Genomic DNA, 22,581 nt, shown 5'->3' with positions numbered 1-22,581 from the left:
CGAGGACAGCCATGTCTGACAAATCCCGCATGCAAACCATTCACCTGAGCCCTTATGTGTCCGTCCAGGGCACTGCGGAGGAACTCGCGCGCCAATATCCACCGTTGCCGGATGAAGGCGACCGGGTCGCCAATCTCCGCAACCGGGTGGAAATGCGGCAGATCATGGATGACCAGATCACGGTGCTGGTTCCGCTCGGGGAGTTGCGGGCGATATTTGCCGTTCTCGATTCCTTGCTGCCGAATGTGCAGCAGCTTCAGGTCGCGCGTGATGCGGCAGAGGCTCGCGAGCAAGCGCTGCTTTCCACCTATGACGCAGAGCGCAAGGCGTTGGTCGAGAACGTGGCGATGCGGCATGACATTGCGCGCCTGACCGCCGAACTCACCGCCCTGCGCGCAGGTCAGGATGCGCTGGTGACTGCGGCGTATGAGGCGGCGGCGGAAAAGTGCGACGACTACGCTGATACTATAGAGAATGACACGTTGATAGACGGGTCGGAGGGATGGGCTTTAAACCAAGCAGCAGGTCTCATCCGCGCCATGCCCACAGCCGCCGCCACCGCCGCGATGAATGCCAGACTGCGGGCCGAGCGGAACAAGGTGCGCAGGGAGGTGGCCAAGCTGTATGAAAATGGCGGAGGCCCCGGATTGGGTGGATGGGATTACTTCGGTGATTTCTACGACGCCATCCTCGCCATGATCGAGCCGGAGGGGAAGTGATGGGCAACGAACACAAGGCCGTAGCCCTGAAAATCGCAGAGCGCATGCTGATCAAGACTGGCTGGAAATTTTCAACAGCCGACGTCGGCTTGTGGGCAAAACAAATCCTCGACGCAATGGATGTGAAGATGGAAAGAAAACCACATGACCACAATGAATGACCGCATCACGGCGCTGGAAGATCGTGTAGCATTTGCCATGTGGAAAGCTGATGCTGACCGCGCCGCGCCGAATGTCAGGCGCAATAGGACTGCCGATATGTTCGCTGAGGCAAGCGACGATGAGCGCGCCAGATGGCTTTCACTTGCCCGCGCCGCCCTTGCCGCCAGCCGCGCGGCCCCTGACTGTCATCAACCGGATTTGGTGACAGCGGCACAGGTGCGGACTGCGTGGTGGTGCAATCCGTGTCGGTCTGTTGGCATGGTCCATTGCTCCGATCCAGAGCATTGTGGTTTCATGAGGACATGCGGCCAAGAGGCCGATGAGTGGAAATCTTGGCTGGATGATCTTCCGCTGCACGAAGATTTTTCCACTGGTATCGACAGATTGCAGGACTTCATCTCGCGTATCCTCGCCGCGCTTGACCTGACGCCTGCGCCTGCGGTGGAGCCGGTGGCGTTGACAGCACAGGACGCGGCGCGGGTGCCGGAAATCGCCGCGCTGATCGAGAAAGCTGCGGAAGTTTATGAGGCATCTGATAGGCCGGGATCGTGGAAGTTTTGCAACGCGCTGGTCTCTCTCAACGTAGCCCTCCGCGCTATCGGGGGTGACGCATGACAGGGCCGGATCGGATTTGGGCATGGCCCACACTCACAACGGCGCTCACGAGTATCCATGCTGACGATGAAGATTTGGATACCTACGGCCTCGTCGAATACGTCCGCCGCGACCGTGACGCCATCGCCGCGCTGCCCGAGGTGCAGGCGCTGATCCGGCAGGCGGTGGAGGCAGATCGTGGCGCAAGGCACTACGACGGCGGGGCGCTTCGACCGATAGCGTCAGCACCGACCACGCCACCACCACCGAAGGGCTGACTGTCTGTATCCAGCGAAAGAAATCTCAATGACTGCAAAACCAACCAATCCTGAAAACCCGAAGGATCAGATCGGGGTGCGCAAATGGCGGCACATCGTTTCTGTTCCCATGACCGTGCTCTGGGAAGTCGGCATAGGCATGATGGAAGGTGCGATGAAGTATGGCCGGCACAACTATCGTGCAGCCGGCGTCCGCGCTTCTGTCTATGTCGATGCCGCGATGGGACACATCGGTCAGTGGTGGGAGGGTGAAGACACCGATGCCGACAGCGGCCTGTCCCACATCACCAAAGCCATCTGCTCCCTGATCGTGCTGCGCGATGCGATGATCCAGGACATGCTGGTAGACGATCGCCCGCCTCGGGGAAATCTCGATAAGGTGCGCTCCGATCTGCAAAAGGCCGTGGATGCGCTCTTTGAGAAGTACCCGGACGATGTGGTCAAGCCACCGTTCACTCAGGTGGCGGCGACGACGGCATTGTTCGGTCAGATTCAGGCGATAATCAACGCTTCGGACTGGAGTACCGATGTCTCGGGCATCGAAGGAACGTCGATTTCGGTAAACCATAATCAATAATTCCATCCATGTGAAACCGTTCATGGTTTACCGCGCCGCCGCTCCTGCTGACTGGAACATGACCGTCGAGCAGGTAGCAGAGAAAACCGGACTCCCGGTGAACGAAGTGGAGAAAATCTGCCTGCAAAAGGGGTGGCGTCTCCTGAACCTGTGAATCAAACTTGACGTGACTCAAAGTCACGTTTAAAGTTTCATTCAACCAAAGAGGTCAGAATGGGCAATATCGGCCACAACTCGGGGAGCGATCCCTACGCGATCACAGCGGACGAACTCCGTCAGTTTGTCGAGCGCTACGAGCAACTGGAATCCGAGAAGAAGGACATCCAGGAGCAGATGAAGGAGGTCATGGCCGAAGCCAAGGGGCGCGGCTACGACACCAAGGTTCTGAAAACGGCAATCAAGCGCCGGAAGAAGGACAAGGATCAGCTCGCAGAAGAAGAAGCGATCCTCGAACTCTACGAACAGGCCATCGGCAGCAGGAGTGATACGCTGTGACCGCATCAAGCATCATGCTCGACCTCGAAACGCTCGGAACAAAGCCGGGGTGCATCGTCCTGACGCTCGGTGCCGTTCGCTTCGACCCGGAGACCGGCGAGATCAAGTCGCGCTTCTACCGCAAAATCAACTTCAAGCAATCGGTCCTTCTGGGCCTGAAATGCGATCCGACCACCTACGCATGGTGGCAGCGGCAGGCGGAAGAAGTGCGCAAGGAAGCCTTCGGAGGGACCGACGATCCGAAGGACGTGGCTGTCAGCTTCGCCAAATGGGCGCACGAAGGTGGCGCTCCGTCGCACTGGTGGTCGCAGGGCATGGATTTCGACTACCCCATTCTCGAAGCGATGTACCGGGCAACCAACGGCCAGGTGCCGTGGAAATTCTGGGAGAAGCGCGACACCCGCACGGCATATGCGGTCGCGTCCTTCGAACCGAAATCTGTCGTGCGCGATGGTTCTCATCACAATGCGCTGGACGACTGCATTCATCAGGTGGCTTGCCTGCACGCCGCCTTCACGAAACTCGGGATCGCCAAACCTCCGGTGGTTCCCGATGATCTCGAAGAGGATATCGAGCTGTGAAACTCGGAGAATTGAAAGCCCACATCCGTAGCATGGACGGGAATCCGAAAGTCTATATGAACTATGGCGGCCCGGCGCGCGGCCTTGTCACCGTTCAGAAGAAGTCCCTTCTCGAAACGCTCGACGTGATGTTTCCGACCGGCAAGACGACCGAGACCGGCCTGATGATCGACGCCGGTAACCGGCTGATCCTCGAAACCATGAGCGAAGCTGTTCAGCCGGCGCTCATGGCAGAAGAACCCGAAGATCTCGACAGCCTTGACGCTGTGGGTGAACCGGACGATCTCGACGAACCCGACGAACTGTGAGGGAAAGATGGCCGCCACCATCGAAACCCTCAGCCAGTTCGCAGATGCCGTAGCTGAACAGCAGTTCTGCCACGTCACGATCTGCGGCCCGGAGTATCTGGGCACCGGCTGGCAGGTGACCGTGCGAAGCGGTGCGTGGGTTGTGACCGGAGATCCCTGCCCTACCCTTCAAGCCGCGTTCGCCTCCGCTTGCGAAAAGGCGAAAGACTTCCCGAAGCGGAAAGCCTACTCTGAAGCCGATCTTCTGAGGATGCTCGGATGAACGACTTCCTGCTGCGCGTCGAAGCCGAAATGCTGAAGCGGGGAACTCAGGTCGTATCCATTCGCCCCGGGCAGCGCGGCGGCTGGGTGATGAACTTCCGCATCAGCGAGATGGCCTGGCAGAAGCCTTACGACCAGCAATTTCCGACGATCGAGGCGGGGCTCCGTTCTTTCTTCGGCATTCAGGATGAGCCCCGTGACGATGACCTTGGAGGTCTGCTGGGATGACTCTTCTTTCCGAACTCGAACGCCTGATTGACGAAGGCAAGATCGCCACGGTGCTGATCGGCCGGTCGGTGATGGTGAACCTCGGTGGCGAAAAGCGCATGTGTCAGGTGCATCTCGACCACGGTGCGTTTCACGCTTTCAAGGGCCGCGGGGACACCACTGAAGAAGCAATCCGCGACGCGCTGCGCAACTTCAATGTGTCGATCAAGGAACCGGAACCATCTCCACCTGATGCTGATGCCGGGGATCTGGGAGGATTGCTCGGATGAGGTTCTTCTTAGCTGAGCCGATCTCCGAAATGGTTCACAATCCGTGGCCCACGGTAATCCTTATTGCCGTCGTGATCTCGGTTATCGTCGGGCATGCCATTTTCGAACTCGTTTCCGGCAAATACAAAACTCAAGGGGTGAAAGAAGTGAGCAAAGAACGCAAAAGCTACGACGAACTCGCCGCCATTCTAAAGGAAGCGAGCGAACAGTGGTGTGGCAAAACCATTCAGCACGTCAGGAGTGGTGGGCTCTATGACATCGTTGGCGTCCACTTCCGCGAATCTGACATGGCGGTTTGCATCGTATACTGCCCGGCAGAATATCGGGGGACCGCTGGGACTTACGCTACGGTCAAGGTCAACACGAGCAAGGTCAAGTTTGCCCGCAGCGTCGAAGAAATGGGCTTTGGGTCACGCTTTGTCTTTGTCGGAGGTCTGGCGTAATGAACCTTCAAATATTCGGCCATCAATGGCGGCGCGCGGCGAAGGATCATACCTGCTGGCTCTGCGGCGGTCGTATCAGCCGGGGTGAGGGCTACTTCATAAGCACCGGGACCGTGGACGGTAAAATGTTCTCGGTCAAGCACTGCCGATCAAAGTGCGAATGCGCAGCAGAAACGCTGGAACAAAACCCGCATCTCTGGCCTGCGGTTTTCTCGCCCACTTTGAACGACTGGGGGCAGAGATAACCAGTCATGCCTACTCCCCCTGACACTGTACCCAAAAACGGCACCTGGGCAGGGTTCATCACCTCAATCGCAATCGGGTTTGTCGTTTTCCTGTTCGTTCTGCTGATACTGAACGTCACCCTGATATACATGTAAATCGTACCCAGACATCCGTCCTTCTTTGAATGGAACCCAAAATGACCATCACCGCCAAAGTTATCGCTCACAGCCGCGCCGAGGGCGTCCCTGATCTGATCACCCTGCAACTGCGGTATCCCCGCTTTATCCATTCCGAGTTTATGACGCATCGGGTGTTCAGCCGGAACGCCAGCAGCAGCCGCGCTATCCCGATCGAACGCATGATCCAGGACGTGATTGACGATCCCGCGATGCCCGTGGCGTGGGGCAGCAACAAGCCGGGGATGCAGGCTGGCGAGGAATGCCGCGAACTGGTGGATGTTCCCGAAGTCAACAGCTTCGGAGAACCTTTTGACCAGACACTTACACGGGAACTGGCATGGTGCAGCGCTCGCAACCGTGCCGTAGAGGTCGCCAGCGCTTTTGCCAAGGCAGGCTACCACAAGCAGATCGTCAACCGGCTGCTCGAACCATTCGCCCACATCAGCGTCGTCGTCACCGCGACCGAGTGGGACAACTTCTTCGCGCTGCGCTGCCATCCCGACGCCGATCCCACGATGCGGGCACTGGCCGAGGCGATACGGGATGCGATTGCTAAGTCGAACCCGCACCGTGTGCCCAACCACCTGCCTTACGTCACGCTGAAAGAGTCCTTTGCAGATGTCGGCAATATGCCCGGCAAAGAGGTCTGGGCGAAGTGGGCAATGATCAGCGCCGCCCGCTGCGCTCGCGTAAGCTATCTGAACCACGATGGCACAGACCCCGACATCGAGAAGGATCTGGCGCTGGCGAAGCGGCTGCTGGAAGCCCGCCACATGAGCCCGTTCGAGCATCAGGGCATGGCGATCAAAGACAGAAACATCCGTTCTGCGAACTTCGTCGGATGGGCGCAGCACCGCGTCCTCCTTGAATCCAATCCCGATATGATGGTGACGAAATGAACCTCCGTTACAAACTGGCCAATTGGCTGACCCGCGGCGAATTGGAAATTCTGCGCTATAACCTCAACAGCGCACAGGATGCGCTGACTGCCAGCCGCGATGCTCGGGCGCTGATGAAGTCGCGTATCCATATAGCAGAGACTGCGGTGATGAAGTCTCGCAGCCTCAGGCAGGCTCTCGTCGAGATTTCTGGCATCGCTTCTTCTGGCCGGGCGCCGAACGGAACCGTGAAACGCATCGGGCGCATCGCCGCCGAAGCGCTCGGCAGTGAGGGGCCTGTCCGACTGAAGCAGTGACGTTTTGTCGGATACAAAATCACGCAAAGATTGATTATCAATCTTTCATCCGGTAAAGTCGTCTAGTCCGATTCACGCGGAGATCAGCATGGGCATGTTCAAGGAAGTCGAAGGCGAAGTCGCCGTCATCGTGAAGAACGGGGTCTATCGTCAGTGCCCGCTCTACGTTCGGAATGGCTACTTTTACGCCAAGGACGGGGGCGGCTTCGTTCGGCTGTATCACGATGGTTCGACCACGGTCTCCAAGTGTCGCCTCGACGAGATCAGCTATGACGGCGAGCTGAGGCGGGATGCCCTCGGCCGCCTTTGTGACGGCACGGTTGCTGGTGCCAAGCTGCTCGAAGGCGACAACAAGACGAAATTGCTCGGGGTGCTGGAGTGAATCCCGACGACCACACTTACGCATCTGCTGTTGTGCGATCTCAGAAGATTCACAAAAGAAAAGCAGCAGATTTTTACCCTACCCCACCTGACGTGACTGTTGCCCTGCTGCGATGGCTGAATTTAGCCTACGGCACGAAGGTATGGGAGCCTGCCTGCGGAGACGGAGCCATGAGCCGCGTGCTTATGGAGTACGTCGGAGAGAGCAATGTTCTGGCTTCTGATCTGCGCGAAGATAGTGGCTTCGGTCGAGGTGGTGTGAATTTTCTGAAATGCGTTCCAAGGGTGGCCACCACCTACTCACCAGACTGGATCATCACAAATCCGCCCTTCGACGTGGCAGCAGCCTTCATAGAAAAGGCGCTGAGTTTCACCGATAATGTGGCAATGCTTTTAAAGAGCCAGTACTGGCACGCGAAATCCAGAATACATCTTTTCGAGAGGCACCCTCCATCTTGGGTTTTACCTCTCACATGGCGTCCGGCTTTTCTTGAATTGGAACGCGGAACCAGTCCTCTGATGGATGTGAGCTGGATGGTTTGGCGAAAAGGTGAAACCGAAACACGATTCGAACCAATTCGACGCCCTTCCGCCAGAGAAATGTCAAGGTTGTCTTTCGACATACCCGAACTTTCTCAATTGCTTGGATGAAAAAGATGCGAAAAATATCTGATCTGCCTTTCGTGAAGACGAACGGAAAAGAACTCCACATCTGGGCGCCGGAAGTAACCGGCGACTACCAGAAGGATTGCGCGACCGGGAACGCCTATGCCGCCGATCTGGTGAAGTTCATGGAGGAAACCGGCAACCCTACGGTCTTCGCCCACATCGTCAAAGCGATGCCCGCTAAAACCGGGGCTGTGGAGATCGGTTTCCTGACGGCGATTGCCATGAAGGCAGTCGGGCTGCGTTATCCTGCAGCCTAACCCCCACGTTTCTCGAAGAAGAGGAACACCGCCATGGCAACGGCAAAAGCCCAAGGCCCAAGGCGATAGACCCAGTTCGCTGATCCGCTCACACCGCCGATTTGCCCGTGAAGCGTTGCGTTTGCGAGTTCGAGCGCCTGTATCCTGGCACGGAAATCTTCGTCCTGCCGCATCAGGCGCTCGATATCTCGACCATGCTTCGCCTCTTCGAGACGAATGACGCGGGCCTGCACGTCGTCAACCTTGCTGGCGAGGCCCTTGAGTTCTTCGGTCTGGGCCTGCAAGAGGCCGCTCATCGTCTTCATCGACTCCGCGATGACGTTCAGAACCGCCAGCTCGGCCCTGTCGTTTTCGTTGAGCGGCATTACTGTCCCCTGCATAGATCAGACGCCTTCGGACTCAGGACCGCGCAACGTCGCGCTGGCGGCTGACCCAGAGGGAGACGGCGAGGCTGACCACGGCAAGCCCGACCTCGATGATCGGCTGCTGCAGATCGGACGGGATGAGGCCGGCACCAACGGCATAGCCGACGAGCATGGGCCAGCCGTGGCGAACAAGACGTGCGATTTCGGTTTGCATCTCAGATGTCTCCGGTTTCGTGGGAAAGAAGGCGAGCCCATGTCTGCGGGCCGATGATGCCATCAGCGTTCAAGGCTTCCGACCGCTGGAAGTATCTCGTCGCCGCATCGGTTCTGGCGCCGAAGATGCCGTCGACCGGGCCGACCGAGTAACCCATGGCCGACAACAGGATCTGCGCTTTGGAGACAGATGCCCCCACCGAACCGCGGCGGATGTTCGGGTAGTCCGGTTCCGGGGAAAGCTGGTGCTCATACTGCAGCGCGATGTCTGCGATCGCCTTGGCGCTGTCGGTGCCATTGATGATGCGGCGGGCACTGGTGTAGTCGGTGCTGAAGCGGGTGAAATAGTCCGACATCTTTTTGCCGGTGAACCACCCGTCGCGCATCCCGCAGACAAGAACGCGGGCCGCGATTTCCGGTTCCATTGCGCGCTCCGGGCGACTGATCAGGTCGACATCCAGTTCTTTCCCGGCCCGGATATAATTTGACTCCCACGTCAGCTGCGCGAAACCCCGACCGTGCCACGGGTAATAACGAAGTTTCTTGCGATAAGCCTCCGCACGCTCCCCGAGGTAATATGCCTCTTCGACCGGCAGCATGGTCCGGTTGGTTTCCCAGAATGCAGTGGCGAGCGCATAGGCTTTCATCGGGATCGAGAACCGCGCTTCGTGTGCATGGTCCAGGATCAGTTGAGTGTACCCGATATTCATAGCAGGCATGACGCATCCTCCGACATTGCCGTTGGAGCATGAATCTCGCATCAAAAGTTGAAAGTCAACCAAAACGTGCGTCAGGCACCGACGTTGATGAACCGGATCGCATGACCCTGAAGGCTTTCATCCCCATCCCTGATCGACACAACCTGCACCCATGCTGTGTTGAAAGCCCCGAAACGGGCTACCGGAAGGGTGTAGCTGGTTCCTGTGATTTCCTCGGAAACCCAGATTTCAGCGAAGTTGTAGTCGAGGATTTTCACCAGCGTCTTTTGCCCGGTGTCGGGTGTGACTGTGCTCTCGGTCCAGCGCAGAGCCTGCAGACTTTCGCTGGTAGCATTCCTGTTGGCCCAGGTGATGCTGAACGACGACATCCCTGCTGCATTGAAGTCGCCGAACGCCTGTCCGTTGACTTTCACATTCGCCGGCCGCAGCGGCAGATGGGCGCGATCGGTCAGCGTCAGGCTGCGCGCTGTTGCATCTTCATACGACATCTCGTCTGCGGTGGTGCGGGTTGCGAGACGATAGGTAACGCTTTCGCCGGCTGCGCGCTCCGTGCTGTCGAAGAACACGTCTTCCGTGGAAACGAAGAACAGCCGGGTATCGGTGGCCCATTCCCGCGGAACCGTGTCCATCATGCCGCGCGAAACAGTCATGGTGCTGCTGCTGATTGATTCCACCATGGCGATTTCCTGCGAACTGTCGGCAGTGGTGCCGATGATCACGAAATCGCCAGGCGTCACAGCAGGACCGTAGAAATTCTTGAACGACAGGGTTCCGCTGGCAACCTGTGGAAGTGCGGCAGCGAGCTGTGCGGATGCCGGAAAATCTCTGCTGCCGATCTGCGTCGGAACAATGGAGCCGTTCGGCTTGGTGCGCGTCGACCAGAGCGTGTAGCCCGTGTAATCAGCCGTCGGCCGCACCGGAAGCACGACCGCAACCGCGCTGGGATACTGCACGTCGGCCGGGTCTGCCCGATCCAGTGCGAGGTGCGCCAGAAACATCGGCGCGGTGCCGATCTTGAGCGTGGTAACGTTGCCCGGATCGACCGTGGTATCCTGCCACAGCGACGGTTCGGGCTCGTTGTATTCGGAACGGCTGCGGCCGAAGATGTCTTCCTGCATCTTGACCCTGACCTTCTTCGACATGGACGACCCCCGGGTCACATCTCCAACCCGCATCAGCACTTCACTCAGACCGCGTTCCGGCCACGTCAGCCTGACGACGGAACCCGGACGGAGCTTCCAGTTTCCGAGAATGACTTCCATCTCGCAAATGGCGATGGGATAGCTCTGCGCCGCCAGATCACGCTGCGCGAGTTTCTGCGCAAGCGCCTGAGACCTGACGCCGTGGTAGTTCGGAGAGGTGCTGTTCACCCCGCCCTGCGCGGCGATGGCTGCCAGATCCTGAGCGGTGACCGTCTCTTCTTTTTCGGTTTCCGGGTTCGTCCAGGTGACTGTCACCTCGTTGACGATTTCGCCCCATGCTTTGCGGTCGAAGCTGAGCATGTCGGCATTCGACGGGTCGATCAGTGGCAGGTTTTCCGGGTCGTAGTCATTGCGCAGCAGATCGAGCGTCATCTTCCCGGTTTCGGGATCCTCGTAATGGACAGCCTGAATGTGGTCGATGACCTCGTTGATGAAATCCTCGATCTTGCTTTGCCTTTTCCAGAGCATCGCGAGGCCGAAGCCCTCGTCGTAGAGCGTCTGAGCCGTGCGTTCGTAGGAGGCGATATTGAATTGCCCGAGGCTGCCGCCTTTTCCCCACTCCCGGTTGATCAGGCACTCGAAGATCATGTGGGCCGGGTTCGCCCCGTATTGCTGCCGCCCCTTGCTGTCATCGGGCAGCCTGATCATCGCGATGGAGGGATTCAGGCCGATGGGGATAGCCCGCACACGCACAGCCGGCTGCTTGAAATAGGGATTGTTCGACCCCCAGTAGAAGCCGAGCGTTTCCCCTTCCATGGGGGCGGGAGGCTGCACGAACTCCCGCACGATATTTCCTTCGCTCCCGACTTCACGTTCGACCCAGTAGCCCTCCTGGGCTTCGAGGTCTTCGGCGCTGTTCGCGCGGCCGGTGAAAAACAGGCTGACGATGCCACGGAAACCGGGACAGGTCGCACTGGTCAGGCCGAGGCGACGGGCGAGGTGTTCTGGCATCACCTGATCGGCAGCACCCAGCAGGACCTCCACCAGCCCCGATACGCCGCCTTCCTTCTTGATGCCACCAAAGAGGTTTGGCCGGTCGATATCGAGGCGCGTGTTGGAGGAAATGCGCTGCCTGCGGGCCACCTTGTCGCCAACCATCACGCGCAACACCTCGGTGCCCTGGCGATAGACACAAACGCCGAGATGTGCGCTGAGGTGATACTTCGGGATTTCGGCATAGCCGCCTGCCTTACTGCTCCCCATCGCCCTGCCCTTTCATCTCGATCACCCGCCGAATGAACGCCTCGTCACCGTGCAGCATGGCATCTTCGACCGTCATTCCGTTCTTCACGAAGTCCTTGAAATCCAGACCTCGTTCATTGAAATATCGCCGCAGCCCTTTGACGCAGAGCGTCACCTTCCGCAGATCGTCGACGGTTATCCTGTCGGTCATTTGACCTTCTCCACCGTCGTCTCCTTCTCTCCGGTCCAGAGATAATTCACCCCTGTGATGGTGATGTCCCCGAACGGCACCGGGATCGGCATTCCCGCTTCGGCTGTCGGGCTCTCGGCATCTTTCAGCTCGTCAGGCTTCGGACCCTTCGGGCGAGGCATGAACATGTAGCCGATCAACTGGATGGCGAAGCCGATCAGCACATTGAACAGCAGAGGCAGCAACTGAAACGGCATGATTCACCTCAATAGAAGATGGAGGTGCTGGACACCGGGCTTTGCAGCGGAATGAAGGGCTGCCCGCCGAAGTTCAGAATGTTCCCGTGCAAATCCCGGCAATCATTCATTTTCCGATTGCAGCCCAGAGCGATCGTCACTTCGTCCCCGGACGACAGACCGGAGATGATCCCTCGCACATTGACCCGGTTGGTGGCAGAAATGCTGAGGATAGTCCGCACCTGGCGGGTGCCGTTTGCATCTGTCCAGAACAGCAGGCCGCCTGCATATTTTCCGCGCGCGACTGGCGGCGCCGAACTCAGGGCCACATAGGTGGAGGTCGCACCGGAGATCGTCACCAGTGCACTTGCGTTCCGCAGTGACGCCCGGCAGGATTCCCCGTAGAGCGCATGGGGGCAATGCAACTGGTAATTGCGGCGCAGACCGGGCCGGGACATGGAAGTGGCGATCGACTGCGCGCTGACGGTCAGGCGGTTGTTGTTCTTGAAGCTGACGCCGGCAACCTGACCGCTCCATTCCACCGGCCAGTTTTTCGCATCAGAGCCGAGCCCGTGATGCCCCTTGTAGATGATCAGATTCAGCACACCGCTCGGAGCCCCTGCGCTGAACAGGGCGTCGATCCCGGTGCCGACGGCAAGCGTCACGTCGAGGCCGGATTTGTCGAGCGTGCCGTCCTGCGAAAAGTCACCATGCTCAACCGGCCACGGCTGGAAGGTAATGCCATCCCGCATCACCGGCTTTTCCGCATTGGTGAAAGCGAAAAACTGCGAGAAGCTGGACTCGATGGCCCGGCCCGGCACCAGTCTGCCGGTGAGCCAGTGACCTTTCAGCCAGTTGTCACTGTCGCCCCAGAAATCAGACCGCGAAGGGAATGTCGGATAGGGGCGAGCGTCCCATGCCCACAGCCCGATGCTGTCGTATTCGATGAAACCGGGTTCGTTGTAGACGCGCCAATAGGAAAGCCACGCCTCGATGTAGGCGCGCTGCATCGCCGGATCCTGATTTCCGTTCGAGAAATAGGGCACCGCGCTTTCGGACGACTTGGCATCGACGAAGACGTTCGGCTGATTGGCCCCGAGGTTCACCGCAGGGCAGCCGAGTTCCGTGAATACAACCGGCTTCCCTTGAGCCGTCCAGGAGGTCGCCGTGGTGCTGACGACCCCTGCCGCAGAAACATTGTAGTGGTTATTCTTCCACCACGAGCGGATATCCTTCTGCCGCCACCGCCAGTGGTCGATGGGCGTCCTCGTCTGATTGGTGCGATCATTCGACGAGGCGTAATACCAGTCGTAGTATTCGCCGCCTTCGATGTTATCGCGCAGATAGGTTTCGTCGTAGGGAGAAAAGGCGATCTCGGAGTCGATGTTCGACCCGCTGTTGCGCCAGTCGGTCAGCGGCAGATAATTGTCGATCGCCACGAAATCGCAGGCAGCCCAAAGCTGGTCCATGTTGAACACGAGACCGCCGCCCGCAGGCTGATGCGAGTGATATTCCGACCAGTCGGCCGCATAGCTGACGCGCGTTCCGGGCAGGTAGGATTTGGTGTTGGTGACCAGCGAAGCCAGAGCCGAGACGGCAGGATAGGTATTGCCGCTGGCACGCACCCTGGTCAGCCCGACAAGTTCCGAGCCTACAAGGAAATCATCCACCCCACCGGCAGCTTTCGCGATGGTTGCCATGTGCAGGACGAACCGGCGCAGGCCCCATTCGACCGGGCCGCTGTAGTTGACCTTCTTGTTTGTCGCGTCCCATGAGAATTGGTTGGACGCCGCCACTCCGAAGAACGAGTTCACCTGCGTCTGCGCACCGGACGTTCCGTCGACGGTGGACGGCTGACCGGGTGCAGGGTTGCAGGTAATCCGACCGCGCCAAGGGTAGGCTGCCTGCCGAACGCCACCGTAAGGGTCCGTCAGGCTGTTCCCGCTGGGGATATCCATGATGATGAACGGGTAAAGCGTCACCTTCAGCCCGCGCGCCTTGATCGCAGCAATCGCTTCGAAGATCGAGCGATCTGATGGCGCCCCGCCGATTGCAGGCTTGCTGCTGATCTGTGAGACCACTTGCGCGTTGCCGCGGGTGACATTCCCCACAGTCCAGACGTAAGGGCTGTCTGCCCCGGTTGCGGATTCTACCTTGGGCACGATCTGGCACGACCCGCAGCGCAAGTCCGTGCCGTGCCAGGCGACAACCAGTGTGACCGACACAAGGTCCGGGGCGACGGAGAGAAGATCGTTCAGCGACACTTCGATATCGCTGAGTTCGCTGCCGTTGAGGAAGTTCATCGGCACGTCGTCGGTCGTGACTTTGGTGGTCCCGTAACCGAACTGCGTGGTGCCCGGGATCATCACCATCGACCGGACCATGGATTCAAGCGTGGGATCGGCGCCCTTGAACAGGTAAAGGTTCACGGGGCGCTTCAGAGTCCGGCTGGCTTCGATGATGCTGAAGCTCATCAGTCCTCCCAGCCGAACAGCCCGTCGACGGTTTCATCAGTCCAGCCGAATGCGTTCTGCACGATGCCGACGAACGGGCTGGAGCGAGGCACATCGACGAGATGCGCCCAGCGAATGCGAATTTCAGCGCGCGGCGGATTGGGCATCGCGTCGATGATCGGCACGAACTCGGCAGGGATGTCCGACGACATCGCGCTTTCTTCCGAGATGATTTCGGCTTTCACCAGGTTCAGAAGCAGTTCCAGCTTCGGGATCGAAGTGGAAGCGCGCCATTCGTTCAGGCGATCCTGCTTCTGATGTGCGACGGTCACCAATTTGGACCAGTCGATTGTCCCCTGCCCCGTGATACCCTGATGCTCGGAAAGACCCGGCGCAGAGATCGGACCATTTTCAGAGATCGACAGCGGGGCCGGGAACCGGATTGCTTCCGGCACATCCATATCGGTGATCTCGCCATCCCCGTTCACATCCCCCGCGGGCGAATAGGGCAGCAGGATTTCCAGCTGCAACGCACCGCCGCTCCGGGTGACGTTCCCTTTCAGCATGTTGCAACCGACTGCGGAGGCGGGGAGAATTTCTCCTTCCGCGATCTGCGAGAAATTGAACGAAATGCCGTTGAAGGTAACGGTGTCGCCCGAGACGTGAAGCGAGAGGCTGTCGTCGCTGCGGAGAGGCGAAAAAACGATGTCCATGGTATATCCCTCAGAACCAGCGGCCGATGGCGATGCACGAGTGCGGTAGGTTCACTGATGCTGATAATGCGACCGTTGAAAATAGACGGAAGCCTTGTCCTGTCGTTGACGATGCCCCTCGCAAGAACGCGCCACCAAAGCGGTCACTCCGAGAACCCATGATATTCACGGAAGGACCGGCGACGAAGCTCGCGGGAAAAGTCCACGTCAGATCATTAGGTGAGATGTAGAATGGCCCCTCTGCCACCGTTAATCCGGTAGTATCAATCCTCTGAGCAGTACAGATCTGGGTGCCATCGGCAAAGCGGACGTATTCTCCATTGGCATTGCTGCCGCGCTCGATCAGCGCCCCGGTAGGCACACCGCCTGACTGACTGACTGGACCGACAACCGATCCGCTATTGTAGACCCGCCGCCAGGCGCCCCATGTGCCGTCGTTTGCCCGGATACGCATATATTCATCTGCCGTCGCCGGTGGCGTACCCACTCCGGTGTAACGAATGGCGCGTTGTAACAGTGCCGTTCCCGAATATATCGCCTGCGAGGTGATCCACCAAAAACCTGATGCAGCGGGAAATGTCCCTGCGAGTGTGGCATCATACAGCCCCGCATCACCAGCTACAGCAGTGTCGATATTTGCACTGCCCCCGGCCGGATAATAGCCGCCGAACCGGCGCAGGGCATGGAACAGGATATTGTCATCGGTCCTGTGCAGCCGCCCGGCCGTGGTATCCTTGTCGTTCTGGGTCACGGCGGTGCCTGTCATCGGCAGGTTCAGCGTGAAGCCCGTGGTCGTGAGAAGCCAGCGCATGACACCACTCGTCACGGCTGCAAGCTGGTTTGCGCTCGGACGATAGAGGCCGGTATCCTGATCCGAGAGGAAGGTGATGCCGGGGGCCGAAGCGGTGCCGTCACCGAAACGACCAGACAGCGGGCCATCCTGTTGCGCCGACAGCGACGACATATAGGAGACCAGCAGATCGTAGACATTCTGCACAACGCCCCGCGTCGGCTGAATGGCATAGCCTTGCCCGCTGGCGGTGGTCCCGAGATAGTTCGTCGCCAGCGTGATCGAGGTATTGGAATTGATGGTCAGGATCTCGTAAATCCGACCGTCAGGAAGATGAATGGCATCGCCCGTCTTGGCCGCCGACACCCATTGTGTACTCGTGCCTGTCACGGTCGCGCTGCCGTTCGTTACGGCCACCGTTCCGGTGCGATACCACGCCATGCTGGAAACCTCTCGCCCACAAAGTTAGGTCAAGAGTTACACCATTACAGAGTGAGTTTCCACTAATAAGTGATTATGAGGGCGGTGTGGGCCAGGTCACGCTGCCGGGGTAGCCGGGCTGCGAAGAAATGTCCCGCAAAGCCTGCCGGTACGTCGCCCACTGCGCCTTCTTGGTCGCGGTCAACGGGGCATCGGCAAGCTGCGTCCAGTCGCTGTCCGCAAGCAGAATGTCGCGTTGCTGCTTCACTGTGATGTCGGAACTGATGCTGGAGCCGATGAAGAAACCGAACGACTGGTCACCTGGATAATACTTGATCTGCGCCACATAGCTGCCGCTCGTGTTCTCGGGAGCGTCCTCAACGATGCGGGCATAGGTGTAGAAATTATCCAGTTGCGAGGCGAGCACCGCCACGGCGATCTCATTTGTTCCGGCCTGATCCTCGATGTCTTCTGCCGGTGCCTCCCCGTACCGGATGACAGTGCGATCAGTTCCCCCTTCAAGGGATGAATAGACGATGAAGGCTGGCATTTTATCTCCTGAACTGGATCGCAGAGAAGTAACGACGGAACACGCGAAGATTGGCGTTCCAGCCCGCCGTCACGTTCGGATCGGATTTCTTGCACTGGATGCGGTAGGTGGTCATGCCGGTGCCTTCATCCCAGTCGATCATTGCGAAGGCCACCTGCGCCTGCCGGCCGCGTTCCCCGGTCACCGCGCTTGCGCTGCGCACGACATTGTTTGTACCTCGCAGCAACCTGAACTGAGCGGAGCCGGAACCGTAGCCGTCAAGCGAACAAGTGAACATGAACTCGGTCGCCACGCCGGTTCTGCGCACCTTGATCAGGGCGACGGTCGTCCAGCTGCTGTCGGAAGTCACATCGACGAAATCCGGCGAGTAGGAACGCACCGGCACGGTGATTGCATTCTTGCGCAGTGCCAGCGTGCCGAACTCGGCGTCGCCGTTGACGTTGATCCTCCAGCCGCTCTCCCCGCTGACATAGTTCGTAGAGGCCATCAGCCCGCCAAACAGAGCGGTCGACCATGCGACAAAATCATCCGTGGTCACGAGATCGGTCGTGATGCTGTTCGGTGTCAGCAGCGTGGAGCCGGTGCGCTGGCGGATAATTTCGAAGTTGGTCAGATACGCATTGCCGGCGCCACCGGAGAGACGCCGCATCGAAACTTCGACTCTCGCTGCACCCGTCGGCGCGACAGCCTGCCCCAGCGGCGAAGTCACCCAGGAAGTGTTGGAAGCATTGCTGGCGACAGCGACGGTCGAAATGCTGATCTGCACATCGTCAGCATCGTACCAGGCGAACCGCAGCGAAAGCGAAACATCCCGAGACGAGCCACCCGTGGCGTATTGATAGCGGGACCGGAACGTCTGCCCCCCTTCAACCGGGAAAGATGCGAGCATGGCGCTGCGGGTCGTCCCGGTATCCGTTTCGATCCGAAGCATGTTCTTGGTCGGAGAACCTTGCTGCGCCGAATGTGTACCGCCTTTCGCCACAACCGAGAAGCTGGACGGAACCCCGGACCAGCCGCGAAGATCCCCGAAAATGAAGGCCGGGTTGGGCACAAGGTTGCCGCTGAAATCTGTGACAACCAGTTGCGATGCCGCGACGGAACCTTCCAGCAGGATGTCTTGCGCCGAAATCTTTGCAATCGAAACCGGAGCCCCGCTTCCGTCGGCCGCAATCAGATCGAGCAACGACACCGCGTTCCCGGCCTGAGCCTTGATCAGATAGCCAGCAGAAGCATTCCCCTGAAGATCGCTGATCGCCGTGCCGACGTTGGTGACGAAAGCGGATGTCCCGTTCGACGCAACGCCGAGGTTCTGCAACAGCGTACCGAACGATGTGCCGTTCAGGTTATTCAGACGCAGTGCCCGGACATCAGTGATGTCGCCGTTCAGATCCCCGATCGAGGTATTGATTGTCGTCACAGCGCCGGCAACCACGCTGTCGGTAGCAGCTTTGGTGTAATAATTCTGGCTCAGGGTTGCCGACAACTGCCCGATGCTGCCGGTCGGGCCCTCCATCTGGCTTTTCAGCGTGGTGGTTGCATTCGAGATCGCGGTATTGGCTGCGGTCTTCGTATAATAGTTTTGCGACAGGTTGGCAGACAGCAGCCCGATACTGCCGGTGGAGCCTTCCATCTGGCTCCGCAGGCTCGTGTTTGCAGCAGAGATCGCAGTGTCTGCCGCAGTCTTCGTGTAATAGTTCTGCGAGAGATTGGCCGAAAGAGACGCGACGTTCGCCCCCACGCCATTGATCGTGCTTTCCAACGTGGTGAAAGCGGCCGAGATCGCAGTGTCAGTCGCGGTCTTCGTGTAATAGTTCTGGGTCAGGGTCGCAGACAGTTGCCCGATGCTGCCCCCGGCGCCTTCCATCTGACTTTTCAAGGTCGCGGTGGCCGCAGCCATCGCCACGTCAGCCGCGGTCTTCGTGTAATAATTCTGAGACAGGTTGGCCGACAGTTGCCCGATGCTGCCGGTTGACCCTTCCATCTGGCTTTTCAGCGCGGTGGTAGCCGCCGCCGTAGCGGTATCTGCTGCAGTCTTCGTATAATAATTCTGCGAGAGATTGGCAGACAGTTGCCCGATGCTGCCCCCTGCACCTTCCATCTGACTTTTCAGAGTGGTCGTCGCCGTGGAAATCGCGCTGTCGGTCGCAGTCTTCGTATAATAGTTTTGCGAGAGATTGGCAGACAGTTGTCCGATGCTGCCTCCGGCACCTTCCATCTGACTTTTCAGCGCGGTGGTTGCCGCCGCCGTAGCGGTATCTGCTGCAGTCTTCGTGTAATAATTCTGCGAGAGATTGGCCGACAACTGCCCGATGCTGCCCCCGGCACCCTCCATCTGGCTTTTCAGGGCAAGGGTTGCCGCTGCCGTCGCGAGATCAGCGGCGGTCTTCGTGTAATAGTTTTGCGTGAGGTTGGCGGACAGTTGCCCGATGCTGCCGGTCGGCCCCTCCATCTGGCTTTTCAGGGCAAGGGTTGCAGTCGCGATCGCAAAATCTGTCGCTGCTTTGGTATAGTAGTTCTGTTCGAGCGAGGCTTCCAGCAGACTGACGATACCGTCCGGCCCGGTCAATTCGGCTTCCAGCGCAAGCGTCGCGGTGGAGATCGCAGAATCCGTCTGCGATCTCGTGTAATAGTTCACTTCAAGCGTGGCGCGCGTATTGTCGAGCAGAGCGGCAAGCTGCGTTCTCGCGGTCGCTTCGGCAGAGAAGCCTTCGTCCACCACGGTTCGGATTTGCTGCTGAGCGAAAGCGAGAGCCTGCCTCTGGCCCTTGATCGCATCATAGGCCTGCAGCAGATTGGCGAGGTTGCGGAACGCGGTTTCATCCTCGATCGCACCCTCGTAACCCGAGGTGAGGGTCGTGGATGCCTGCGCAAGCTGCAAATCGACTGCAACCTTGGTGTAATAGTCCTGCGACAAGGTTGCCGACAGCAGGCCGATGCTGCCCCCGGCACCTTCCATCTCGCTCTTGAGCGCAAGGGTAGCGGCTGCCGTCGCCGCGTCAGTCTGGGCCTTGGTATAATAGTTGGCACTCAGGCTGCTTGAAACGCCGGTCACCGAGGCATCAAGGTTGGTAAGCTGGACGGAGATCGCCTCGTCTGCGGTCGCACGCGCGATCTGTTCAACCTGCAACGTGGCCCGCGTATCATCGACGAGTGCTGCCAGGGTCAGTCGAGCAGAAGACTCTGCGGCGTAGTTTTCATCGACCACGGCACGCAGCTGTTGCTGCGCCGATGCGAACGCCTCGCGCGTATTCTGCCGGTCGCGATATCCCCCAAGCAGAGCACCCAGCGAAGAGAAGGCGCTGGCGTCGAAGGATTCATCGAGACCGCGCTGATCTGTGACCGTGGCGGTGATGCTCGGCACGTCCAGAGCGTTCAGCACGATTTCGGCAGCCGTCAGCCGGCTTTCGGCCGCCTGAAACTCTGCGGTGGTCACACGCAGCGCGATAGCTGCGCCCAGTGCGTCAATGTCCACTTCGGCCTGATTGAGCCTGACTTCGATACCGTTCACCGTGAGCGCATCGGCTTTCAGTTCAATCAATGCGTCCTGACCATCCAGTCGCACCTCTGCGGCGGTGACCCGCAGCGACAGTTCGTCGACGATCGGAATCTGTGACGGGTCCAGAAGCGCGTTGCTGATCGCCGTGTTCACATAGGTCACGGACGCTTTCAGCGCGACTTCCGACTTGACGCCGTTGATGTCGATTTCAGCCTGAGAAACCCTTTCCGAAGTGCTTTCAAGGGCTCGGATTTTCACCGTGCCGTTGGCTGGGTCGACATAGATGCCCGCATCCCTGACCTTTTTGTCAGTGAACGCCAGTTCCATCTTCAACCCGGCGAGCAGTTCCAGAACACGATCCGTTGCATCCTCTTCCTTGAAGATGCGCAAATCGTCGATGTTGATTTCCGTCCGAAGCCCGGCGATGTCCGAATTTACCTGAGCAAGCCCATTCGAGACGACGGCATCCAGCGCGGCCTGATCCACCTGAATCTGAACAATATCGCCTTCGACGGCAGCAAGGTCGCTCGCAATCGCTGACAGGTCGGTTGAAATCTGCGACTGCACGGCAGCCAGATCGGTGTTCACTTGCGACTGCACGGCAGCCAGATCGGTGTTCACTTGCTGAGCAACGTTGTCGAGCTGGGCCTGTGCTTCTGCCTGAATCGCATCCAGGGCATCCAGCAACGATCCGGTGAAATCGACCGTCAGACTGTCGAACTCGTTGCGCAAAGTGGTTGCGGTTTCATTGGCCTGAACCGCCTGCGTGCCAGCAGCTTCGGCCGCATTCTCGGCGGCCTGCGCCCTTTCGATCACATCAGCGATTTGCTGGGCAACGTTATCCTCAAGCGCCGCACCCTGCGCGTTGGTGTAGTGGTTGCCGATCAGCTCGTTCAGCTTCAGGCGTACCGAATGGCCGGATTCGCCATTTGCAATCGGTTCGATGGTCATGGGAAATCCTTCCAGGTCGCCGTGTCTTCCCACTGGCCGAGATCGCGCCAATAGCCGGTCGCGAGGATCCAGTTGGACCCATAGAGATTTTCCACCGGCATGTTCTTCAGGCTGATGAATGGCAGGACGACCGAGGCGATGGTGTTCGTCTCCCAGTCAATCACCAGTGCGTCGTTTGCAAACCGGCAGACGTGCATCCACGACACCGATGAAACCTCCACGGGGCTCAACCCAACCGTTCTGTCCAGCGTCAGAACCGTGTTTCCCGAGGAAAGCGACATGCTCTGGATTTCGAAGGGAACCATATCCCCGTTCGACTTCTTCAGCAGAAATGCGGTGTGGGCTTCATCTGTCGCATAGGCATCGTAGAACGTTCTTCCGGCCACCGTGAGCGTGGTGCCGGTGATCCCGATGACAGGGGGAAAGTCATCCCCCCATGTCGGGACGTAAATCTCACCGAGTTTCCCCTTGTTCCGCAGAAACAGGTCGAGCAGTTCGCGCACGCCCGGTCGGTCGAAGCCGACATATTCAGCAGACAGCGAGCGGCGCGTGAATGGGACCGGGGCGTAGGTGTTCACTATCCCACGCTCGAAATCCACGCGCTCGAAGGTCATCTCGAAATTGAGACGGGGGGAGCGCATGTAGTTCGGCTTTTTCAGCAGCACATAGCGCCCGTAGAAGGCGCCGGCCGAAAGAATGTCGCTGTCGCTGCTATCGTCGAGACTGGTGCCCGGCGTGACATCGAAAGCCATGTCGACAGAGGTCAGCCTGGTAGTGTAAACCGAAACCGTGAGCGACTGCGACTGGATCACATCGAGAACGGGATAGATCGCTGCGCCGTCGGGAATTGCGACGCCAATCTGACCGTCAAGCGTGATGGTATTCCCCGCGATCCCGGCCACCGTGACCTTGCGCGCCGTCCTCGACGACACGATTGCAACTTCGGACAACGCCCCGTCCAGCCACGGCGGGCCATCAGAAAGCAGGGTGAGCGTGGTTGCCGTGGCTGCGACCGCCGTTATGAAGGCCGGTTCTGCGGTGTAATCCGCAATCTCAAACCGTCCGTCCCGACCCGCAGCCATCGCCATTGCCATGTCACGGTTCCGACTTCCGTCCAGAAGTGCCGTGAACTCGATCTTCCTGCGCGGATGCTCGCGCAATGCCGAACGGCTTTCAGTCCCGTCGCGGGAAGAAAGGATCTCGGTGCGAAACTCATAGGTGTCCCTGACTGGGAAACGCCAATTCGGGACCACCGGGAGGAATACGCTCATCTCACCTTT

30 protein-coding genes are annotated in these 22,581 nt (G+C 59.0%); 18 read left to right on the top strand and 12 right to left on the bottom strand.

All coding sequences use genetic code 11. From position 1 onward, the window contains the following. Positions 1-11 precede the first annotated feature (11 nt). From C8N34_RS14115 to C8N34_RS14045, 18 genes are all read left to right on the top strand, one after another. Positions 12-719, top strand: a complete 708-nt coding sequence (locus C8N34_RS14115) for a hypothetical protein (protein ID WP_108129354.1) — start codon at positions 12-14, stop codon at positions 717-719. Continuing rightward, a complete protein-coding gene (locus tag C8N34_RS26385) occupies positions 719-880 on the top strand; it encodes a hypothetical protein (RefSeq protein WP_158640699.1) in 162 nt (53 codons plus the stop codon). The genes C8N34_RS14115 and C8N34_RS26385 overlap by 1 nt, the downstream gene beginning before the upstream one ends. Next, positions 864-1,496, top strand: a complete 633-nt coding sequence (locus C8N34_RS25925) for a hypothetical protein (protein ID WP_145693612.1) — start codon at positions 864-866, stop codon at positions 1,494-1,496. Before C8N34_RS26385 ends, C8N34_RS25925 begins: the two co-directional genes overlap by 17 nt. A gap of 74 nt (positions 1,497-1,570) precedes the next feature. Then, the gene (locus tag C8N34_RS25920) at positions 1,571-1,753 is read left to right on the top strand and encodes a hypothetical protein (protein ID WP_145693613.1); all 183 of its coding nucleotides are present in this window, start codon (positions 1,571-1,573) and stop codon (positions 1,751-1,753) included. Positions 1,754-1,781: 28 nt separating this feature from the next. Beyond that, positions 1,782-2,330, top strand: coding sequence for a dATP/dGTP diphosphohydrolase domain-containing protein (locus C8N34_RS14105; RefSeq protein WP_199750682.1), 549 nt, complete (start codon positions 1,782-1,784; stop codon positions 2,328-2,330). Positions 2,331-2,352: 22 nt separating this feature from the next. Next, the gene (locus tag C8N34_RS27150) at positions 2,353-2,484 is read left to right on the top strand and encodes a hypothetical protein (protein WP_277878236.1); all 132 of its coding nucleotides are present in this window, start codon (positions 2,353-2,355) and stop codon (positions 2,482-2,484) included. Positions 2,485-2,543: 59 nt separating this feature from the next. Next, positions 2,544-2,825 carry a DUF2312 domain-containing protein gene (locus tag C8N34_RS14100; RefSeq protein ID WP_108129352.1) on the top strand — a complete coding sequence of 94 codons (282 nt, stop codon included), beginning with the start codon at positions 2,544-2,546 and terminating at the stop codon, positions 2,823-2,825. Further along, positions 2,822-3,406: a 3'-5' exonuclease gene (locus C8N34_RS14095; protein ID WP_145693614.1), complete on the top strand. Its 585-nt coding sequence runs from the start codon at positions 2,822-2,824 to the stop codon at positions 3,404-3,406. Before C8N34_RS14100 ends, C8N34_RS14095 begins: the two co-directional genes overlap by 4 nt. Next, a complete protein-coding gene (locus tag C8N34_RS14090; RefSeq protein ID WP_145693615.1) occupies positions 3,403-3,714 on the top strand; it encodes a hypothetical protein in 312 nt (103 codons plus the stop codon). The genes C8N34_RS14095 and C8N34_RS14090 overlap by 4 nt, the downstream gene beginning before the upstream one ends. A gap of 7 nt (positions 3,715-3,721) precedes the next feature. After that, complete coding sequence (locus tag C8N34_RS14085) at positions 3,722-3,976, top strand: hypothetical protein (RefSeq protein ID WP_108129349.1); 255 nt, start codon at positions 3,722-3,724, stop codon at positions 3,974-3,976. Next, positions 3,973-4,203 (top strand): hypothetical protein, encoded by a 231-nt coding sequence (locus C8N34_RS14080; protein WP_108129348.1) that lies wholly within the window; start codon positions 3,973-3,975, stop codon positions 4,201-4,203. Before C8N34_RS14085 ends, C8N34_RS14080 begins: the two co-directional genes overlap by 4 nt. After that, entirely contained in the window at positions 4,200-4,472 is a 273-nt protein-coding gene (locus C8N34_RS14075; RefSeq protein ID WP_108129347.1) for a hypothetical protein, read from the top strand. Before C8N34_RS14080 ends, C8N34_RS14075 begins: the two co-directional genes overlap by 4 nt. Then, the gene (locus C8N34_RS14070; protein WP_108129346.1) at positions 4,469-4,915 is read left to right on the top strand and encodes a hypothetical protein; all 447 of its coding nucleotides are present in this window, start codon (positions 4,469-4,471) and stop codon (positions 4,913-4,915) included. Before C8N34_RS14075 ends, C8N34_RS14070 begins: the two co-directional genes overlap by 4 nt. A 421-nt stretch (positions 4,916-5,336) precedes the next feature. Beyond that, positions 5,337-6,218: an FAD-dependent thymidylate synthase gene (locus C8N34_RS14065; protein WP_108129412.1), complete on the top strand. Its 882-nt coding sequence runs from the start codon at positions 5,337-5,339 to the stop codon at positions 6,216-6,218. Further along, a complete protein-coding gene (locus C8N34_RS14060) occupies positions 6,215-6,514 on the top strand; it encodes a hypothetical protein (RefSeq protein WP_108129345.1) in 300 nt (99 codons plus the stop codon). The genes C8N34_RS14065 and C8N34_RS14060 overlap by 4 nt, the downstream gene beginning before the upstream one ends. Before the next feature lie 88 nt (positions 6,515-6,602). Beyond that, the gene (locus C8N34_RS14055) at positions 6,603-6,896 is read left to right on the top strand and encodes a hypothetical protein (RefSeq protein ID WP_108129344.1); all 294 of its coding nucleotides are present in this window, start codon (positions 6,603-6,605) and stop codon (positions 6,894-6,896) included. A gap of 170 nt (positions 6,897-7,066) precedes the next feature. Further along, positions 7,067-7,546 carry a hypothetical protein gene (locus tag C8N34_RS14050; RefSeq protein WP_199750683.1) on the top strand — a complete coding sequence of 160 codons (480 nt, stop codon included), beginning with the start codon at positions 7,067-7,069 and terminating at the stop codon, positions 7,544-7,546. After that, positions 7,543-7,821, top strand: coding sequence for a hypothetical protein (locus C8N34_RS14045; RefSeq protein ID WP_108129343.1), 279 nt, complete (start codon positions 7,543-7,545; stop codon positions 7,819-7,821). The genes C8N34_RS14050 and C8N34_RS14045 overlap by 4 nt, the downstream gene beginning before the upstream one ends. Here C8N34_RS14045 and C8N34_RS14040 read toward each other — a convergent pair. The 12 genes from C8N34_RS14040 to C8N34_RS13985 form a co-directional block, all read right to left on the bottom strand. After that, on the bottom strand, positions 7,818-8,186 hold the full coding sequence (locus tag C8N34_RS14040; protein ID WP_108129342.1) for a hypothetical protein: 369 nt from the start codon (positions 8,184-8,186) through the stop codon (positions 7,818-7,820). The genes C8N34_RS14045 and C8N34_RS14040 overlap by 4 nt on opposite strands. Before the next feature lie 34 nt (positions 8,187-8,220). Continuing rightward, positions 8,221-8,400 carry a Pam3-gp28 family putative phage holin gene (locus C8N34_RS14035; protein ID WP_108129341.1) on the bottom strand — a complete coding sequence of 60 codons (180 nt, stop codon included), beginning with the start codon at positions 8,398-8,400 and terminating at the stop codon, positions 8,221-8,223. A 1-nt stretch (position 8,401) separates the two neighbouring features. Beyond that, the gene (locus C8N34_RS14030; protein ID WP_145693616.1) at positions 8,402-9,118 is read right to left on the bottom strand and encodes a peptidoglycan-binding protein; all 717 of its coding nucleotides are present in this window, start codon (positions 9,116-9,118) and stop codon (positions 8,402-8,404) included. 71 nt (positions 9,119-9,189) lie between these two features. Continuing rightward, positions 9,190-11,523 carry a phage tail protein gene (locus C8N34_RS14025; protein WP_108129339.1) on the bottom strand — a complete coding sequence of 778 codons (2,334 nt, stop codon included), beginning with the start codon at positions 11,521-11,523 and terminating at the stop codon, positions 9,190-9,192. Further along, the gene (locus tag C8N34_RS14020; RefSeq protein ID WP_108129338.1) at positions 11,510-11,713 is read right to left on the bottom strand and encodes a hypothetical protein; all 204 of its coding nucleotides are present in this window, start codon (positions 11,711-11,713) and stop codon (positions 11,510-11,512) included. The genes C8N34_RS14025 and C8N34_RS14020 overlap by 14 nt, the downstream gene beginning before the upstream one ends. Then, positions 11,710-11,949 (bottom strand): hypothetical protein, encoded by a 240-nt coding sequence (locus tag C8N34_RS14015; RefSeq protein WP_108129337.1) that lies wholly within the window; start codon positions 11,947-11,949, stop codon positions 11,710-11,712. Before C8N34_RS14015 ends, C8N34_RS14020 begins: the two co-directional genes overlap by 4 nt. 8 nt (positions 11,950-11,957) lie before the next feature. After that, positions 11,958-14,402 carry a baseplate megatron protein TIM-barrel domain-containing protein gene (locus C8N34_RS14010; protein WP_108129336.1) on the bottom strand — a complete coding sequence of 815 codons (2,445 nt, stop codon included), beginning with the start codon at positions 14,400-14,402 and terminating at the stop codon, positions 11,958-11,960. Further along, entirely contained in the window at positions 14,402-15,094 is a 693-nt protein-coding gene (locus C8N34_RS14005; RefSeq protein ID WP_108129335.1) for a hypothetical protein, read from the bottom strand. Before C8N34_RS14005 ends, C8N34_RS14010 begins: the two co-directional genes overlap by 1 nt. A gap of 10 nt (positions 15,095-15,104) precedes the next feature. Further along, positions 15,105-16,325: a hypothetical protein gene (locus tag C8N34_RS14000; RefSeq protein WP_145693617.1), complete on the bottom strand. Its 1,221-nt coding sequence runs from the start codon at positions 16,323-16,325 to the stop codon at positions 15,105-15,107. 73 nt (positions 16,326-16,398) lie between these two features. After that, positions 16,399-16,854, bottom strand: a complete 456-nt coding sequence (locus tag C8N34_RS13995) for a tail fiber assembly protein (protein ID WP_108129333.1) — start codon at positions 16,852-16,854, stop codon at positions 16,399-16,401. A 1-nt stretch (position 16,855) separates the two neighbouring features. Further along, the gene (locus C8N34_RS13990; RefSeq protein ID WP_108129332.1) at positions 16,856-21,301 is read right to left on the bottom strand and encodes a coiled-coil domain-containing protein; all 4,446 of its coding nucleotides are present in this window, start codon (positions 21,299-21,301) and stop codon (positions 16,856-16,858) included. After that, positions 21,298-22,572 carry a hypothetical protein gene (locus tag C8N34_RS13985; protein WP_108129331.1) on the bottom strand — a complete coding sequence of 425 codons (1,275 nt, stop codon included), beginning with the start codon at positions 22,570-22,572 and terminating at the stop codon, positions 21,298-21,300. Before C8N34_RS13985 ends, C8N34_RS13990 begins: the two co-directional genes overlap by 4 nt. Positions 22,573-22,581: the final 9 nt, after the last annotated feature.

Origin of the sequence: Gemmobacter caeni (genome assembly GCF_003054195.1) — a bacterium.
In the GTDB taxonomy this organism is placed as follows: domain Bacteria; phylum Pseudomonadota; class Alphaproteobacteria; order Rhodobacterales; family Rhodobacteraceae; genus Gemmobacter; species Gemmobacter caeni.
Note: the sequence above shows the minus strand (reverse complement) of the source record. Positions and strands in the feature narration are given on the sequence as shown.